This is a genomic window from Christiangramia portivictoriae DSM 23547 (assembly GCF_000423045.1).
Taxonomy (GTDB): Bacteria; Bacteroidota; Bacteroidia; order Flavobacteriales; family Flavobacteriaceae; genus Christiangramia; species Christiangramia portivictoriae.
Genome location: NZ_KE383972.1, coordinates 136,642 through 153,916 on the forward strand (window position 1 = coordinate 136,642; position 17,275 = coordinate 153,916).

The window sequence follows — 17,275 nt, forward strand, 5'->3', positions numbered from 1 at the left end:
TAATTATTGAAGACGAAAAACCTGCAGCAAGACGTTTGCAGCGCATGCTCACTCAGCTGGGAATAACTACAGAAGTGATGCTGCATTCGGTAAGTGACGCGGTTGAATGGTTCAGGAATAACCCAGATCCTGAACTTATTTTTTTAGATATTCAATTGAGCGACGGACTCTCTTTTGAAATTTTTGAGCAGGTCTCTCCGAAAAGTGCCATCATCTTTACCACTGCTTATGACGAATACGCTTTAAAGGCGTTTAAATTAAATAGTATCGACTATCTCCTGAAGCCAATTGATGATGAAGAACTCGAAGCAGCCATCACCAAATTTGATCAAAACAGGAAGGCAGAAGGCTTGGACCTCCACGAAATCAAGACTATGTTAGCGGGTCAATCATCACTCAAAACCTATAAAACCAGATTTACAGCGCAGGTAGGACAGCATCTAAAACTGGTTGAAGCCAGCGATATAGCCTGCTTTTATTCAGAAAATAAATCGACGTATATGCATTGCTTTAATGGTAGAAATTATCCCATTGATATTCCCCTGGAGCAGTTACAGGATGAGTTAGATCCAGAAAAATTTTATCGCGTCAATCGAAAGTGCATCATTAATATCAAAGCGATTGAAGATATACTAACCTATTCCAATTCAAGACTCGAAGTAAAGGTGCAGAACTTTGCTGATTTTCAAATCATTGTAAGCCGAGAACGGGTTAAAGACTTTAAGGCCTGGCTAAACAATTGATATTGAAATGTTAAAGTTGGTTATTTAAAAACCGTAAGGAAAAAGCTTCCGTATATCTTGATATATAAACTCGGTTTGTTTGAATAATTTTTGGTCGAATTATGTCGATTTGAGTTTTTGATTTTTTTGGTTGGTTAGATGTTAGGAGTGAGGACCCTCGGTAATCCTTCTAACGTTTGCAAAGTAAGCCCCGTGCACTCGTACGGGGCTTATTCGTGTTTATAATTCCTGGCTAGGGTAGTGTCATCGCAAAAACAAAAAATCCTGCATTTAGAAGCAGGATTTTTAAACTGTCCTTATATACTCTTTAAATTAACTAGGGGGCAGATACCGCACCAAGTACATAAAGTTGCTCCATGGTTGGTGATTCGCTTCCACCTTCAGGTTCAAGCGTAATTCCAAAAGCTTCAGAATGGTTTGCGTTGTCCAGTTCAAATATTTTGTTGTCATCTACTGCATAAGTTTCTAAAAGGCCTATGCTTGTAGGGGTTAAAGGATCCATTTTAAGAGACCAGACCTGATATACCTTTCCTCTTGGAGGTTCTGGTAATTCCTTGGCATCAATATAAGCCTTATTCTCTTCTTTGTTCCAGTAGACAGCTGCGTAAGCATCTGGAGCTACACCCTGTCCCTGAAGATTTACTCTGGAGATGTTCTTACTTCTAAGAATGGCGAGTAAATTTTCGCTTTTTTCAGCATCTTCACGAATATCAACAATTTGCTGTTCCATTCGCGCACTACGTACTTTTTCAGAATTTAGTTGCTCCCTCAAGTCATTATTGTCTTCAAACATAAAGAACAATCCAACTAATAGGAGAATACTGGCAGCCCACCCAATATAAGAGACCCATGGGGTTCTGCTTTTAGTTTCCATGGAGACTACTTCGCGATCTCCTTTCTTTGAAAGTTTGGCTTTGATGCTGGATAGCAAGGCTTCCGGATTGTAAGGAGCGGTGGCTGCCGAAAGTTTAAGCAGCGCAGCTTCAATTTCTTCGACCTCCTTTTCGACTTCAGGATGACTTTTCAATATGGCAGAAACTTCTCTACTTTCAGTTTCAGTTAAAGCCCCGTAAACATAAAGCTCTAATATTCCAGATTCTATGTATTCTTTGATATCCATACTTATTCAGCTAAAATTTTCCGAAGGGAATTAATACACGCTCTGTTTCGGGTTTTTACCGTGCCCAGGGGCATGTCCAGCTCTTCAGCCGTTTCCTTCTGTGTAAATCCTTTAAAGAAAAGCAGGTCTATCAATTTCTTGCAAACAGGTTTCAGGACATCGATGTATTTCTGGATCCCAATGGCATCTGCCTGTACAGAAAAGTTGGACTTGCTTTCCAGAATATCTACGAAATTATCTGCCGCCAGGTTTTTCTGACTGTTTTTGTGTCGTTTAGAGCGAAGCTGATCTATAGAGGCGTTGCGGGCGATATTTAAGATCCAGGTAAAAAACCTGCCTTTGCTTGAATTGTATGATGAAGCATTATTCCAGATCTTTAAAAAGACATCCTGTAATATTTCCTCTGCAATATCCTGATCGTTCACTATACTGAATATAATACCGTAAACACTTTCAGAATATAGCTCGTAGATCCTTTCGAAAGCTCTTTGGTTACCATTCTGAAGTTCAAGGATTAAACCGTCCTGTTGCATAAATAATGTTTAGAAAAAATAAATATACTTTTTAAAACGGTATAAAAAAAGCGGCTAATTAGCCGCTTTCAAATTATATTTTATCTTTTTTACATTTCAATCACACCACAACCTACTCTGGTTCCGGCAGCTCCTGAAGGCTGAGAGGTATAATCATCTACGCCATCATGAACGATCACGGCTTTTCCAGCAAGATCCTTGTTCTTGTCACCGCAATCAAGACACCATTCATCTGTAGTTAAATTGACAGTTCCGTTTCCATTTGCATCAACTTCAAAGTTTCCTATATCTCCTTTGTGGAAACCTTCTGAATCACCCCACTTTCCATGGTCCTCTCCGGTTGGATTCCAATGTCCACCTGCAGATTTCCCATCTGCTGCAGAACAGTCTCCTTTTTCATGAATGTGAATGGCATGAGTTCCTTCAGCTAATCCGCTAATGATAGCAGTCATGGAAACTTCACCATTTTCCTGAGTGAATACCACATTCCCGCTCAGGTTGGAATTACTAACAGACTGTAATGTAACTTTTGCTTTTTTCTTTTCTTCGTTTTTCTGGCTGTCCATTTCAGAAGACATTTCAGTCTCATTCTGGTCATCCATTTCTTTCTCTTTCTTGTCGTTCTTACATCCTGTGAAAACTAGTCCGGCACAAAGAACTAGAGATAAACTAATACGTTTCATACTTTATCGATTGGTTAAAATTCAGTTTACAGGTCTAAATTAGTCCTAATGTAATGCGTTGCCAAAAGTTTAAGGAGAGCTTAACAATAGAACCATGGCACTTTAATCCCGCAATTTCGAATTAATCTTTCCGGTTGTGGATAAGGTTTTATGGACAGGGCATTTGTCTGCAATCTCCATGACCCGCTTAAGCTGTTTCTCATCCAGATCTCCCTTAATCGCAATTTCCCTTTCAAAAGTATCGATTTTGGTTCCTGGATCTTCGCAATTTTCGCAATCATCTGCATGTTTTTTGGAATAGCTCACATGAGTTTCAACATTTTGAATGCTCCAGTTTTTTCTGCGGGCATACATTTGAATGGTCATGGAAGTACATGCAGCAAGTCCTGCTGAAACCAGTTCATAAGGAGTAGGGCCCAGATCTGCACCTCCAACTTTCTTCGGCTCATCTGCTATAAAGCTATGGTTCCCGGTTCTTATCTGGGTTGTGTAACCATGTTCACCAAGGTTAGCTACTACCTCATGATCTGTGCTTAATTCTTCTTGTTCTTCGGAAGCTATATAACGTGCAGCCCAGGTGGCGATGAGATTTCCTGTATACTGGGAATCAGCTTTATCACTTAGCATATGATCTGCTCCATCTAGACTTACAAAGCTCTTCGGATGCCATGCAGAACGATAAAGGTCTTCAGCATGATTGATCGATACGATAGTATCCTGAGGAGAATGTAATATTAGCAAGGCTTTCCTGATCTCCTGAAGCGCGGTGGCATCCTCATTATCATTTAGATCTTTTACGAATTGCTGTTTAATCCTGAAATTTCTACCGCCAATATTCACTTCAGCATACCCCTGTTCTTCGATTTCTGCCATATTGGATTTAAAATGAGACTTGACATGGGTTAGATTTGAGGGTGCGTTTATGGTAACCATGCAACGAATGCTTTCCAGCTGTTTCGAGGCAAACAATGCGGCCGCCCCTCCTAAAGAATGACCAATCATGATGGTGGGTGCGTGGTAGTTTTCTTCCAGGTATTTCGCCGCCGAAATCAGGTCTTCTACATTCCCTGAAAAATTTGTGTCTTCAAAATCTCCTTCACTATCTCCCAGACCAGTAAAATCAAATCTTAGGACTCCGTAGCCATGTGAGGCCAGAGTACGGCTTATATTCGTGGGGGCATGAAAATTTTTGTTACAGGTGAAGCAATGTGCAAAAATCGCGAAGTTGGTAGGGGTTTCATTTAATGGTAATTCCAGAACCCCGCTTAATTCCTTTCCATCTGTATTTTTAAATTTTATATCCTTCTTATTCATGTATCGATTTTTATTTTTTAAGATACTTTTTTTGACCGAGTTTCGGGTATAAAAAAAGCTGCGTCAAGCAGCTTTAATCATAATTTAGCAGAATATTATAATTCCTTGATCTTTATGTTACGGTACCAAACCTTGTCATCGTGATCCTGCAAAGCGATATGGCCGCTGCGATGAGCTCCAAAACCTTCCCAATCACTAAACTTTGAGTTTTTTACCATTTCTTCCCATTTTTCTCCATGGACAGGAAACTCAGTAACACGAGTTCCATTTAGTTCCACCCAGCCTTTATTTTCTTCGTGGTTAATGTAGATCGTTTCTTTATTCCATTCTCCGGCTGGTTTGGTTGCGTCTTCACTAGGAGGAACCATATCATATAGAGCACCTGCAGTTCGGTTTAGACCATTTTTGGCATCTGGATGCTTTTGATTGTCCAGCACCTGGATTTCCGGCCCGGTTAAGTAAGGCTCGGCATATTTTTCATCTTCCTGTACCGCCCACATGACACCGCTATTTCCACCTTCGGAAATTTTCCATTCAAAACTCATCTCAAAGTTCTCAAATTCTTTCTCTGTAATAAGGTTTTCGGAAGACTCTCTATCTCCTGCTGAAGCAGCAAAAGCGATCGCGCCATCCTCTACCTTCCACTGGGAAGAAATGCTGTCCTTATTATAAGCTTTCCAACCCTGCAGATCTTCGCCATTGAATAATTCCTGCCACTCCTGTTCTTCCTCCTGCATGGCCACTGTTTCCTGAGTGTCCATATTTTCAGCTTCGGTTTCTTTATTTTCATTCTTGCACGCAGTAAGCGCTAAAATCGAACAGCTTATAATTGCTAATTTTTTCATTTTATAGTGTTTAAATTCCTAGAATATTTTTGAGTTTTTGTTCATCAATTTCTGAACCTGCGAAATCGTCAAAACGCTTTTGAGTTGCTTCAATAATGTGCTTCTCGATGAATGCTGCGCCTTCTCTGGCGCCCTGCTCAGGGCTTTTGATACAACATTCCCATTCCAGGACCGCCCACACGTCACAACCGTATTCGGTTAGTTTGGAAAAAGCATTCTTAAAATCTACCTGTCCGTCACCTGGGTGCCGGTATCTGCCCGCACGATCTTTCCAGTCTCCATAGCCACCAAACATTCCTTTTTTGCCAGTAGGCTTAAATTCAGCATCTTTTACATGGAACATCTTTATAAATTCATGATAATGATCTATATATTCCAGGTAATTCAGTTGCTGTAATACAAAATGACTCGGGTCATATAGAATATTCACCCGCTTGTGATTATTGGTAGCCTCCAGAAAGCGTTCAAAGGTAACACCATCATGCAGATCCTCTCCGGGATGTATCTCATAACACACATCGACTCCCTGTTCATCGAAAGTGTTCAGGATAGGCATCCATTTCTTTGCAAGTTCCTTAAATCCCATTTCTACAAGTCCATCGGGACGTTGGGGCCATGGATGAAACGTATGCCATAACAAAGCACCACTAAAGGTACCATGCACATCGATTCCTAAATTTCTACTGGCTTTCGCGGCATACTTTAGTTGATCTACCGCCCATTCGGTTCTTGCTTTAGGATTATTCTTGTAATCATCAGGAGCAAAATTATCGAACATCAGGTCATAGGCGGGATGTACAGCAACCAGCTGTCCCTGCAGGTGTGTGCTAAGTTCTGTGATCTCCAGTCCATAAGAGCCAACGGTTCCTGCCAGCTCCTCGCAATATGTTTTACTTTCCGCAGCCTTTTTGAGATCGATAAGCCTGGTTTCCCAGGTTGGGATCTGGATTCCCTTATATCCTAAGTCTGAAGCCCATTTGCACAAACCTTCCAGAGAATTAAAAGGTGCATGATCGTCCATGAACTGGGCCAGAAAAACTGCCGGTCCTTTTATCGTTTTCATCATATTATTCTTCTTCCATGCTTACCCAAACATTACCTTGTTTGTGGGAAGCTACTGTTTGTTCTATAAAATTCATACCTCTATAGCCATCATGTAATTTGGGATAAGCACCTTCAAATTTGCTACTGTCTTTTATGGCCTGCGCCACTCCATAATAGATATTCCCCATAGAGTCGAAAATGCCTTCCGGGTGTCCTGCTGGGAGCTTGGTGCCCTCAAGCGAGAAATCACTATTGTAAGCATGTCCTGGTTTAAGAACCTGTAATGGTTGGTCCTCCTTCAGCAAATAGAGATAATTCGGGTTTTCCTGTTCCCATTTTAAACCACCTTTATCTCCATATATTTTGACTGAAAAATTATTTTCTTCGCCTGTAGCGATCTGGCTCGCCCGTAATACTCCTTTAATCTTTTCAGAAAAACGCAATAGCACCGTTCCATCAATATCCATTGGATTGTCTTCATAAAGATAATTTAGATCTGCCAGAATATCTTTCACCTGTATTCCGGTAACATATTCGGCCATATTGAACGCATGAGTTCCAATATCCCCAATGCAACAGCTAATTCCCGACTTTTCAGGATCTAGTCTCCAGGTAGATGAACGCTTATCCTTATCGTGAATTAAAGGATTGATCCAACCCTGGTAGTATTGTACATCGACCTTTTGAATTTCACCTATTTCCCCGTTTGCGATCATCGTCTTCATTTGCCTGATCATAGGGTAACCGGTGTAGGTGTAAGTCACCGCAAAAACCTTATTGTTTTTCTTCTGAAGTTCATTTAGAATCTTTGCTTCTTCAAAAGTGGTAGTGAGTGGTTTTTCACAGATCACATGATACTTGTTTTCCAGCAACTGTTTCGCCATTGGAAAATGCAGGAAATTAGGAGTGAGGACCGAAACTACCTGCATTCTTTCTTCTTCTGAAAGCTTTGCTTCTTCTGCCACCAGGTGATCGAGGTCACGATAAACTCTATTTGGATCAAGCTGAAGTTTTCCACCAAAATCAAGACTTTTTTGATGATTGGTATCAAATACACCACCTACAATTTCAAACTGGTCGAACATATTTGCCGCGACTCTGTGCAGAATTCCTATCAGGGAATCTTCACCGCCACCTAATATTCCAAGTTTGATCTTACTCATAATTCATTATTTAAATTTCAATATCTTTTTTATCGATCTTTTCGTTCCTGAAAAATAAGGCAAAAAGCAGCAGGACTCCAAATGCAAAAGCTGCAGGATATACCCAAATCGTTTCCCATTCATGCATTTTATCACCGGTAACGTAGGCATTCGTAATTAAGCCTGCTACATAAAAACCTATCAGCATTCCCACACCATAAGTGGCGAGAGTGATCAATCCCTGTGCAGAACTCTTATATTTTGAACCGGCTTTAAAATCTGTATAGATCTGTCCTGAGACAAAGAAAAAATCATAGCAAATCCCATGTAGCGCTATTCCAGTAATAAGCATAAAGATAAGTTCGCCGGAATTGCCGTAGGCGAAAAGCAGATATCTCAAGGTCCAGGCCAGCATTCCCGCAATGATCGTTAACTTAAAGCCAAATCTTTTAAAGAAGAAGGGTAGAAGCAGCAGAAATAATACTTCAGAAGCCTGGCCGATGGTCATTAAACCGGTTGGGTTTTCCACGCCAACTTCAGAAAGGAATGGATTTGTATTCTGGTAATAAAAGGCAAGAGGGATGCATATAAGTACAGATGCCAGAAAGAACATCAGGAAATTTCTGTCCTTCAGTAATCCTAGTGCATCCAGTCCTAATGTTTCCACCACACTTACTTTTTTTGATTTGTCTGCAGATGGTGGGGTTTTAGGTAATGTAAAACTGAATACCCCGAGAAATGCTGAAGCTATACTTACCATTAAAAAGGTATTTTTCAGCATTCCTTCCTGTCTGGATTCGGGAGAATCCCAGAAAAATATATAGCTAATTACCAGGCCTGCGATGATCCATCCAATAGTTCCAAACACACGAATAAAGGAAAATTCTTTTGCCGGATCTTTCATCTGGGCAAAGCTTACTGAATTTACCAGCGCCAGCGTGGGCATGTAGGCGATCATATAAGCGAGTACAAGCGGATAAAATTCAGCAAAATCTGTGCTTTGATACATGAAGTACATCAACACCGCTCCGGTAAGATGAAGGATTCCAAGGATTTTTTCAGCATTAAAGAACCTGTCGGCAATCATTCCCACAATAAACGGGGCGATGATAGCTCCCCAGGATTGGGTCGAGAACGCGGTGGAGATCTGAACATCTGTTGCATCTAAATTATAACCGAGATAGGTTCCCAGTGTAACGAACCAGCCACCCCAAATGAAAAATTCTAAAAACATCATCAGGGATAATTGGAAGCGGACTAATTTGCTCATAAAAAGGATTTGTGGAGTTGGTTTAAATTTGCTTTCCTGCTTTGATTAGAAGATCTCGGGTGGCTTTGATCCCTTTTTCAGGATCCATGTCTGTACCTTCATATTCGATACCTATAAAACCAGAATAACCACCATCTTTTACGATCTGAAGCATTTTTTTATAATCAATGACTTCTTCATTTCCTTCGGTGTCGAAAGTATAAGACTTGGCGCTTACCGCCATTGCGTGTTTCATCATTTTCTCCACGCCTTCATATTTTGGAAATTCCTCGATACATGCGGCCTGCCATCTGGCTCCACCTTCACGTTTCAAACAGAAATTTCCGAAATCTGGCAGAGTTCCGCAGTTTTCCATATTTACAGCGTCCATTACACTAACCAGAAGATCTGCATCTGAGGATAAATAGCCGTGATTTTCAACCAAAACATTAATGTCTTTGGTAGCTGCGTATTTAGAAAGCTTTTTAAGAGCATCAATAGAATTGTTTTTCCAGTTCTCTCTGTCCTCGTCACCAAAAAGATTCACTCTTATGGAATGACATCCAAGGAACTGAGCGGCATCTACCCATTTTTTATGATTTTCTACTGCCTGGTTTCTGGCTATAGAATCGTTGGTGGCAAGATCTCCTTCACCATCGATCATAAGTAGTAAGTTTTGAACTCCAAATTCTTCACTTCTGTTTTTAAGCGTGTCCAGTACTTTTTGCAGGTCGTCTTCAGGAGTTTTGGAATCCTTTACTTTTTCAGCGTAAAAACTTGTAACATATTCTATTCCTTCAAAACCCATTTCACTGGATTTTTCAGCAAAATCCATCGGGTCCAGAGTGCCTTCAAAAATCGGGCGGTGCAGGGACCATTGTGCTAAAGAAATCTTGAAAAATAGGGAGTCATTTGTTTTTTCTGCGACTGTCTGTGTGTCATTCTCCTTACTGGTTTCAGCATGATCTTTACAGGAAATTATGGATAATGAAAGGCTAATGGCAAAAAAGAGACAGCAGGCTCTAAGTAATTTATAATTCATTTTTGGTGCGCTTAGGTTGTATGGTTAATACCATTGAATGATTGAAAATTAAATGTAGTCTTTTTTTTAAAGATGTAAAATTATAGGCATTAATTTATATATTTGGTAGACTTCGAACTATTTTTTCAACGATAAATCAATGAATTGTGAGTAACTATTATGAAAATGACAGCTATGACGCTATAGTTGTTGGAACAGGTATTAGTGGTGGCTGGGCAGCCAAAGAACTTACCGAAAAGGGCTTCAAAACCCTTGTGCTGGAACGTGGTCGCATGGTCGAACACGTAAAGGACTATCCTACGATGAACGATGATCCCTGGGACTATAAGTTTAAAGGCCAGGTTCCAAGAGAAGAGAAAAAGCGACAGTTAAAACAGGCAAGAACCGGTTATACGGTGGCTGAGCCTAGCAAGCATTGGTTTGTAGATGATATCAAACATCCTTATAACGAAACTAAAAGATTCGACTGGATGCGTGGTTACCATGTAGGAGGCAGGTCGATCATGTGGGGAAGGCATAGTTACAGATTAAGCGATCTTGATTTTGAGGCGAATAAGAAAGATGGAATGGGTGTGGACTGGCCTATTCGATATAAAGATATTGCTCCGTGGTATGATTATGTTGAATCATATATTGGTGTTTGCGGTGAAAAATTAGGATTGAGTCAATTGCCAGATGGACAGTTCCTTCCTCCAATGGATTTAAATTGCGTGGAAGATCATCTTAGACAAAGCATTTCTGAAAATTTTGACGGTCGTGTGATGACCTCCGGTCGTGTAGCTCATATTACCGGAGACAAGAAGTTCGAAGGCCGTTCAAAATGTCAGTTTAGAAACCGATGTATTCGCGGATGTCCTTACGGAGGCTACTTCAGCAGTAATTCATCTACATTACCGGCGGCGGAAAGAACCGGAAATATGACCCTTAGACCAAACTCCATTGTGAGCGAGGTTATCTATGATGCAGATACCAAACTTGCTACTGGTGTAAAAGTGGTGGATACCGAGAGCGGAGAAACCATGGAATTCAAAGCGAACGTAGTTTTCCTTTGTGCTTCAGCAGTTGCATCCACCAGTGTCCTGATGCAATCAAAATCTGATCGTTTTCCAGATGGAATGGGCAACGACTCTGGAGAACTGGGACATAATGTGATGGATCATCACTTTAAAGCCGGTGCTTCCGGAAATTTTGATGGTTTCCAGGATATGTATTATAAGGGAAGAAAACCAAACGGAATCTACCTTCCAAGGTTTAGAAACCTGGATGGAAGTAGTGAGGTTGATTTCCTAAGAGGTTATGGATACCAGGGTGGAGCCAGCCGTACGAACTGGACAGATGCCGTTGCAGAAGCTGGGTATGGTGAAGATCTTAAAAAAGCGGTGACCTCTCCAGGAGGCTGGAATATGGGACTAATGGGCTTTGGAGAAACACTTCCTTATCATGAAAACAAAATGAGTCTCGACTACAACAAACTGGATGAATGGGGGCTGCCTACGGTAACCTTTGATGCCGAGTTTAAAGAGAATGAACTGAAAATGCGTAAGGATATGGTGGACCAGGCCGTACAAATGCTGGAAAAAGCCGGATTCAAAGATGTTAGTGGTTATGATGATATTGGTGCTCCCGGTCTTGGTATCCACGAGATGGGAATGGCCAGAATGGGTAGAGATCCAAAAACATCTGTTCTTAATGGTAATAACCAGGTTCACGAAGCTAAGAATGTATATGTGACAGACGGTGCATTTATGACCTCTGCCGGATGCCAGAACCCGTCCTTAACTTATATGGCCATGACTGCTAGAGCGGCAGATCATGCTTCAAAAAACTTTAAAAAGTCTAATGCATAAAAGTTTTAAATTATGAATAGAAGACAATTAATAAAAAATCTGGGATTGGGTGCAGGAGTTTTTGTAGTAGGACCTTCAGCATTGAGTCTGTTACAAAGTTGCAAGAATGAGCCGGAATATGACTGGCAGCCAGTATACCTTAGCGCTTCAAACGGTAACGCGTTAAAGCAGGTACTAGATACTATCTTACCCGCGACAGATACGCCAGGGGCATCAGATCTCAATATCGCACAGTTTATAGATTCTTATATGGATACTGTAGCTGAGCCAGAGAGAGCGAAAGAATTTAACAGGTCTGCAGATGCATTTGCCAGGGCTTTTGAAAGAGATTTCGAAAAATCTCAGGATGACGGAGGGAAAGATGATTACAATGCTATCGTTAAAAAATACCTGAAAGCGACTCCGGCAGATAAGGAAAAATATATGAAACGTAATACAGAAACTCAGGATGCTCAAAATCAAGAACCTGAAGTGGAGATGGATTCTGATGCCGGAGCATATGCCTATCTAAATAATGTTAGAGATATGGCGATTTGGGCCTGGAAGAATAGTGAGGAAGTTGGAGAAAATGTAATGTGGTACGATCCGGTTCCAGGTGAGTATATTCCATGTGGACCCGTAAGTGAACTTGGAGGTGGCAAAGCCATGTCTTTATAGATTCTCAGTCTTATTCCTAAAAATTTGAGATTTATCAACAGTTGTTGGTAAAAAAAATCAAATTATGAATTTTTTAATATTGTGGCGATAATGCTCTTTTCTTTGCATTATCGCCATCTTTTTGTGGAATTCATAAAAATAGCTTTAATAATTTGAGGTTTAAAAATTTCAAACGTTTGCGAAATACCATGAATTAAGAATATCAATTGTTTTGTTAACTATAAATTATATAAATTTAACGGACTCAACCTGTGTTTGAGCGATTCCAACTAAAACTTTAACTTATGAGAAAATTGATTTTCAGGAGCCTTTTGTTTATCGGAGCACTTATTACCTTCGGTATGGCAAATGCGCAAACTGTAACCGGAACAGTGACAGATGAGAGTGGTCCGCTGCCCGGTGCAACTGTTTCTATCAAAGGAACATCGACGGGTACCACTACAGATTTTGATGGTAATTACACTATCAACAACGTTCCGGCAGATGCTACACTTATGTATAGCTTTGTTGGGTATGTTACACAGGAGATCAAGGTGAGTGGGCGTCAAACGATCGATGTCAACCTTGAAACCGATGCATCTGAACTGGAAGAAGTAGTTTTAATTGGTTATGGAACCACGACCGTTAGGGATGCAACGGGTGCTGTTGCGTCGGTAACTTCCGAAGAATTTAATAAAGGTAACATTTCTTCTCCTGAAGAATTAATACAGGGTAAAACTGCTGGTGTGCAGATCACTCAGGCCAGTGGGGAACCAGGAGCTGGAATAGCGCTTCGTATTCGAGGAACAACTTCTGTAAGATCCAACAACAACCCATTGTTCGTTGTAGATGGTGTGCCGCTGGCCGGTGACGCTACTGCAGCAGGTGGTGGTGACCTTGGGATTGGTTCCAGCTCTTCCAGAAACCCATTGAACTTCTTAAACCCGAGTGATATTGAGAGCATCAGTGTTCTGAAAGATGCTTCGGCAACCGCTATCTATGGTTCCAGGGGTGCGAATGGTGTTGTGATTATACAAACCAAGTCTGGTAGAGGAGTGCAGGGTGGTTCTTTTACTTATGATGGTTCTGTAAGTATTGCGAACGCTGCCAATGAATTTGACCTTCTAAACGCTGAGCAATTTCTTGACGCCGTAGAGCAATATGGTGGAGATAGAGAAGCTCAGGACTTCGGTGCAGATACAGACTGGCAGGATCAGATCCTTAGAACGGCGATCTCTCAAAATCATGCATTGTCTTATATGAATAGCTACAGTTCTGGTAACCTTCGTTTATCTTTAGGATATAATGACATTGAAGGGGTTGTGGAGAACTCGAATATGGAAAGACTTACGGGTCGTTTAAATGCGAATCAGAGATTTTTTGATGACAGATTAAACCTTGGACTACAGTTAACGCTTTCTAATGTAAAAGATGAAGCTGCACCTATTGGTAACGATGGTCCTTCTACAGGAGATTTACTTGGAGCAGCATACTACGCCAATCCAACCTGGCCAGCCGAGGTAAGTTTCGATCCGGTTGGAAATAGCAGAAATCCACTTGAGATTCTTGAGTACGTTAAGAATGAAACAGAAACCGACAGAATTCTTGTAAACCTTTCTGCAGATTATGATATCCTGGAAAACCTGAATGCTAAAATCACCTTAGGTTATGACCGTGCAGAATCTGAGCAGAACGCTTCAGTTTCAGGAAATGTTATAAACTTTGACAATGGATCACCAGGAAACGGTCGTGCTCAGTTAAACGATCTTGAAGCTACCAATAGATTAATGGAATTTGTAGTAAACTACGACAAGCAGTTTGACAATTCTACTTTTTCTGCCTTATTAGGTTATTCTTTCCAGGATTTCCAGAGAGAAGGACGCTATGCCAATGGTTTTGGATTTGTATCTACAGATAATGGTGCCATGTCTTCTGAATTAAGAGGAGATATCGACGCACTATACGGAGCAGTAAATGGTGGTTTTAACCAGTTGCGATACAATGCAGATGGTCTTTTGGTAGACAGACTGTTTACAGATAATGGACCTGTACTAGGGGAATCTGTAAATGCGCCGGGAGGAATCAATACCAGAGTACTTACAAGTGGTACTTATGACAATACAGATGAAATCCAGTCTTTCTTTACAAGATTGAACTATTCCCTGGCAGATAAATACTTATTCACTTTTACCATGAGAGCTGATGGTTCTTCAAGATTTGGTCCAGATAATCGATATGGTTACTTCCCTTCAGGAGCATTTGCCTGGAAGATCGACCAGGAAGATTTCTCTCCAGATGCCCTATCCACTTTAAAGCTTAGACTTGGATATGGTATTACAGGTAACCAGGAAGGTCTTGGATATGGAAACTTTACTATTCGTCGTGTGCTTAATGGCTATGGTATTGACAATGGTGGAAACATAAATGGTGGAGGACTTGGAACTGCAGGATTTGCTAACCCAGGATTGAAATGGGAAGAAACTGCTCAGGCTAACGTCGGGATCGATTATGGATTCATGAATGATAGATTATCTGGTAGTCTTGATTTTTACTATAAGGATACACAGGATCTTCTTCTTGTGGCAGAACAGGCTCAGCCTTCACCGGTACCATTTACATTCCAGAATCTAGATGCCAGCGTGATCAACAAAGGTGTTGAATTTGCGATTGATTATGATATCATTGATAATGAAAACTTCTTCTGGAACTTTGGATTCAACGTTGCTTACAATGACAACGAACTTCAGGATTTCGATGGTTTAATTCAAACCGCTCAGATTTCTGGACAGGGACTTACCGGAGCTTTTGCCCAGTTATTGGCAGAAGGCCGTCCATTGTTTTCTTACTACTTGAGAGAATTTGGTGGATTTGATGAAAATGGTCTTTCTATCTATCCTAATGGAGATGAGCAGCAGTTCGTTGATAAGAGTGCACTTCCAACTACAAACCTTGGTATTAATACCAGAGCTGAATTTGGAAACTTTGATGCCTCAATTTTCTTTGCAGGACAGTTTGGTCACTATATCTATAACAATACTGCCAATGCATTCTTTACTGCTGGTAGTATAAACAGTGGTAGAAACGTAACTACAGATGTACTTACAAACGGAGAACTTCCAGCGAATGCTCCAGATGTATCTACAAGATTTCTTGAAAAAGGTGATTTCTTAAGATTACAAAATGCAAGTCTTGGTTATACTATTCCTCTTGCTGAAGACTCTTTCGTAGAAAATCTAAGAGTTTATGTAAACGGTCAAAACCTTTTCGTGATCACAGACTATTCAGGTCTTGATCCGGAAGTTAGTGTAGATAAGTCACTAAATGGTTTACCAACAGCTGGTATCGATTATACAGCATTCCCTAGACCTAGAACGGTAACATTTGGATTAAATGCTAAATTTTAAAAAAAAATTAATGATGAAAAATAGAAAGTATTTTACTTTAATTCCAGCCTGCGCACTGTTCGTCTTTAGTGCATGTACAGACCTGGAAATTGAGGAAACAGATTCGATCATCGTCAACCAGACCGGAGAATTTACCGGAGTTGGTGACGTAGATGCGACCTTGAGCGGTATCTATGATGCTGTACGGGGACAATTAGAAAATCAGGCTAACCTTTACGCTCTTAACGAGGTAAGTACAGATGAATTCCTTGTGCCAACCAGAGGAACAGACTGGGGTGATAATGGTGTTTGGAGAACATTACATCAGCACAGCTGGTCTCCAATTCATCAGCACGTGAGAGATACCTGGAACGAACAGAACTCTATCATTTTCAGAACTACTGAAATCATTGACGAGAGGAGTAATGCTACTCCACAACAGGAAGCAGAAGCAAGGTTTTTAAGAGCTTTCGCTACATTCTGGGTGATGGATCTTTATGGCCAGGTGCCATTTAGAGGACCAGATGAAGGGATCGAAGTAGATCCATCGGTAATGTCCAGAGCTGAAGCTTTTGATTTCATCATGGAAGATCTTAACACAGCTGCAGCGAATATCGCTACTGCTGCTCCCGGAAGTGAAGCTACCAACCGTGCAACAAAAGCAGCTGTTCATTTCATGCTGGCAAAGATGTATTTGAATAAGCATATCTATACAGGAACTGGATCACCAGATGCAGGAGACATGCAACAGGTAATTAGTAATGTAGATGCTATTAGCAGTATGGGCTTTGGGCTGGAAGAAGGATATTTTGGTATCTTCTCTCCTAAGCTGGATAACGAAACTATCTGGTATACCAACTCCGGAGTAGGAAACGTGATGTGGCATACATTACACTACAACCAGAATACCCCTGCCAATGGTGGAGGTGGTTGGAATGGATTTACCACATTGGCTGAGTTCTACGATCTTTTTGAAGGTGATCCAAATTCAAACATGATAGGCGATGGCCAGGAAGAACGTAGAGGATTTGTACCAACTGAAGGTTCTCCTGTAGGAGTTGACTTTGATGGTGATGGCGAGTCAGATGATCTTGACGAGGATGGAGATGGAATGTTAGATGGTTCTCAAATAGGATTTGGGATGTTAATAGGACAGCAATACGGGATCGATGGTTCTAAACTACAGGCTGAAGCTGGTAAAGATCTTAGTTTTACAAAAGAACTTCCTGGACTTTTAGGTAATGGTCAGTCTACCGGGGTTCGTGTGATCAAGTACCACCCAACGAATGGTTCTTTCACCGGGCACAAGATCGTTTTCAGATATGCAGATGCTCATCTCATGAAAGCTGAAGCTGCACTTAACGGCGGTGGTGGAGACGCTACAGAATTGGTGAATGAACTTAGAACGATACGTAGGGCTTCTCCTCTTAGTTCAGTTACTTCTGAAGATATTATCGATGAACGTGGTAGAGAACTTTACTCTGAATTCTGGAGAAGAAATGACCTGATCCGTTTTGGTAAGTTTACTGAAGCATGGGGTTATAAAGATGCTTCTGAAGATTACAGAACATTATACCCAATCCCGGCATCGGCGATTATATCTAATCCGAATTTAACTCAGAACGAGGGTTACTAAACTTTTAAAAATTGAATGAAAAGAGGGCTATTTTAGCCCTCTTTTTTTGTTATACATG

Annotated in this window: 14 protein-coding genes; 5 read left to right on the top strand and 9 right to left on the bottom strand. The window is 40.8% G+C overall.

Features of this window, described 5'->3' with window-relative positions; translation table 11 throughout:
* The first annotated feature begins 44 nt into the window (after positions 1-44).
* Complete coding sequence (locus tag G529_RS0113230) at positions 45-743, top strand: LytR/AlgR family response regulator transcription factor (RefSeq protein ID WP_051201482.1); 699 nt, start codon at positions 45-47, stop codon at positions 741-743.
* Between the two features lie 316 nt (positions 744-1,059).
* Here G529_RS0113230 and G529_RS0113235 read toward each other — a convergent pair whose 3' ends face one another.
* From G529_RS0113235 to G529_RS0113275, 9 genes are all read right to left on the bottom strand, one after another.
* Entirely contained in the window at positions 1,060-1,863 is an 804-nt protein-coding gene (locus tag G529_RS0113235; RefSeq protein ID WP_026915980.1) for an anti-sigma factor, read from the bottom strand.
* Between the two features lie 2 nt (positions 1,864-1,865).
* The gene (locus G529_RS0113240) at positions 1,866-2,396 is read right to left on the bottom strand and encodes an RNA polymerase sigma factor (RefSeq protein ID WP_026915981.1); all 531 of its coding nucleotides are present in this window, start codon (positions 2,394-2,396) and stop codon (positions 1,866-1,868) included.
* 89 nt (positions 2,397-2,485) lie between these two features.
* Positions 2,486-3,079, bottom strand: a complete 594-nt coding sequence (locus G529_RS0113245; RefSeq protein ID WP_026915982.1) for a superoxide dismutase family protein — start codon at positions 3,077-3,079, stop codon at positions 2,486-2,488.
* A gap of 102 nt (positions 3,080-3,181) precedes the next feature.
* Positions 3,182-4,393: a bifunctional alpha/beta hydrolase/OsmC family protein gene (locus G529_RS0113250; protein ID WP_026915983.1), complete on the bottom strand. Its 1,212-nt coding sequence runs from the start codon at positions 4,391-4,393 to the stop codon at positions 3,182-3,184.
* 95 nt (positions 4,394-4,488) lie between these two features.
* Complete coding sequence (locus tag G529_RS0113255; RefSeq protein ID WP_026915984.1) at positions 4,489-5,238, bottom strand: 3-keto-disaccharide hydrolase; 750 nt, start codon at positions 5,236-5,238, stop codon at positions 4,489-4,491.
* Positions 5,239-5,248: 10 nt separating this feature from the next.
* Positions 5,249-6,301, bottom strand: coding sequence for a sugar phosphate isomerase/epimerase family protein (locus G529_RS0113260; RefSeq protein ID WP_026915985.1), 1,053 nt, complete (start codon positions 6,299-6,301; stop codon positions 5,249-5,251).
* Positions 6,302-6,305: 4 nt separating this feature from the next.
* The gene (locus tag G529_RS0113265) at positions 6,306-7,448 is read right to left on the bottom strand and encodes a Gfo/Idh/MocA family protein (RefSeq protein WP_026915986.1); all 1,143 of its coding nucleotides are present in this window, start codon (positions 7,446-7,448) and stop codon (positions 6,306-6,308) included.
* 7 nt (positions 7,449-7,455) lie between these two features.
* Entirely contained in the window at positions 7,456-8,694 is a 1,239-nt protein-coding gene (locus tag G529_RS0113270; RefSeq protein WP_026915987.1) for a nucleoside permease, read from the bottom strand.
* A 22-nt stretch (positions 8,695-8,716) separates the two neighbouring features.
* Positions 8,717-9,715 carry a sugar phosphate isomerase/epimerase family protein gene (locus tag G529_RS0113275; protein WP_026915988.1) on the bottom strand — a complete coding sequence of 333 codons (999 nt, stop codon included), beginning with the start codon at positions 9,713-9,715 and terminating at the stop codon, positions 8,717-8,719.
* A 146-nt stretch (positions 9,716-9,861) separates the two neighbouring features.
* Between G529_RS0113275 and G529_RS0113280 the strand changes: the two genes are divergently transcribed.
* The 4 genes from G529_RS0113280 (at position 9,862) to G529_RS0113295 (ending at position 17,217) form a co-directional block, all read left to right on the top strand.
* Entirely contained in the window at positions 9,862-11,562 is a 1,701-nt protein-coding gene (locus tag G529_RS0113280) for a GMC oxidoreductase (RefSeq protein ID WP_026915989.1), read from the top strand.
* A 12-nt stretch (positions 11,563-11,574) separates the two neighbouring features.
* A complete protein-coding gene (locus G529_RS0113285) occupies positions 11,575-12,219 on the top strand; it encodes a gluconate 2-dehydrogenase subunit 3 family protein (protein ID WP_026915990.1) in 645 nt (214 codons plus the stop codon).
* A gap of 284 nt (positions 12,220-12,503) precedes the next feature.
* Positions 12,504-15,602: a SusC/RagA family TonB-linked outer membrane protein gene (locus G529_RS0113290; RefSeq protein WP_026915991.1), complete on the top strand. Its 3,099-nt coding sequence runs from the start codon at positions 12,504-12,506 to the stop codon at positions 15,600-15,602.
* 13 nt (positions 15,603-15,615) lie between these two features.
* Positions 15,616-17,217 carry a RagB/SusD family nutrient uptake outer membrane protein gene (locus G529_RS0113295; protein ID WP_026915992.1) on the top strand — a complete coding sequence of 534 codons (1,602 nt, stop codon included), beginning with the start codon at positions 15,616-15,618 and terminating at the stop codon, positions 17,215-17,217.
* The last annotated feature ends 58 nt before the right edge of the window (positions 17,218-17,275 follow it).

Bases quoted from the DNA above. Each gene is read 5' to 3' on its own strand.
- G529_RS0113230 (WP_051201482.1), top strand. From the start codon at position 45: ATGCTCACTCAGCTGGGAATAACTACAGAAGTGATGCTGCATTCGGTA.
- G529_RS0113235 (WP_026915980.1), bottom strand. From the start codon at position 1,863: ATGGATATCAAAGAATACATAGAATCTGGAATATTAGAGCTTTATGTT.
- G529_RS0113240 (WP_026915981.1), bottom strand. From the start codon at position 2,396: ATGCAACAGGACGGTTTAATCCTTGAACTTCAGAATGGTAACCAAAGA.
- G529_RS0113245 (WP_026915982.1), bottom strand. From the start codon at position 3,079: ATGAAACGTATTAGTTTATCTCTAGTTCTTTGTGCCGGACTAGTTTTC.
- G529_RS0113250 (WP_026915983.1), bottom strand. From the start codon at position 4,393: ATGAATAAGAAGGATATAAAATTTAAAAATACAGATGGAAAGGAATTA.
- G529_RS0113255 (WP_026915984.1), bottom strand. From the start codon at position 5,238: ATGAAAAAATTAGCAATTATAAGCTGTTCGATTTTAGCGCTTACTGCG.
- G529_RS0113260 (WP_026915985.1), bottom strand. From the start codon at position 6,301: ATGAAAACGATAAAAGGACCGGCAGTTTTTCTGGCCCAGTTCATGGAC.
- G529_RS0113270 (WP_026915987.1), bottom strand. From the start codon at position 8,694: ATGAGCAAATTAGTCCGCTTCCAATTATCCCTGATGATGTTTTTAGAA.
- G529_RS0113275 (WP_026915988.1), bottom strand. From the start codon at position 9,715: ATGAATTATAAATTACTTAGAGCCTGCTGTCTCTTTTTTGCCATTAGC.
- G529_RS0113285 (WP_026915990.1), top strand. From the start codon at position 11,575: ATGAATAGAAGACAATTAATAAAAAATCTGGGATTGGGTGCAGGAGTT.
- G529_RS0113290 (WP_026915991.1), top strand. From the start codon at position 12,504: ATGAGAAAATTGATTTTCAGGAGCCTTTTGTTTATCGGAGCACTTATT.
- G529_RS0113295 (WP_026915992.1), top strand. From the start codon at position 15,616: ATGAAAAATAGAAAGTATTTTACTTTAATTCCAGCCTGCGCACTGTTC.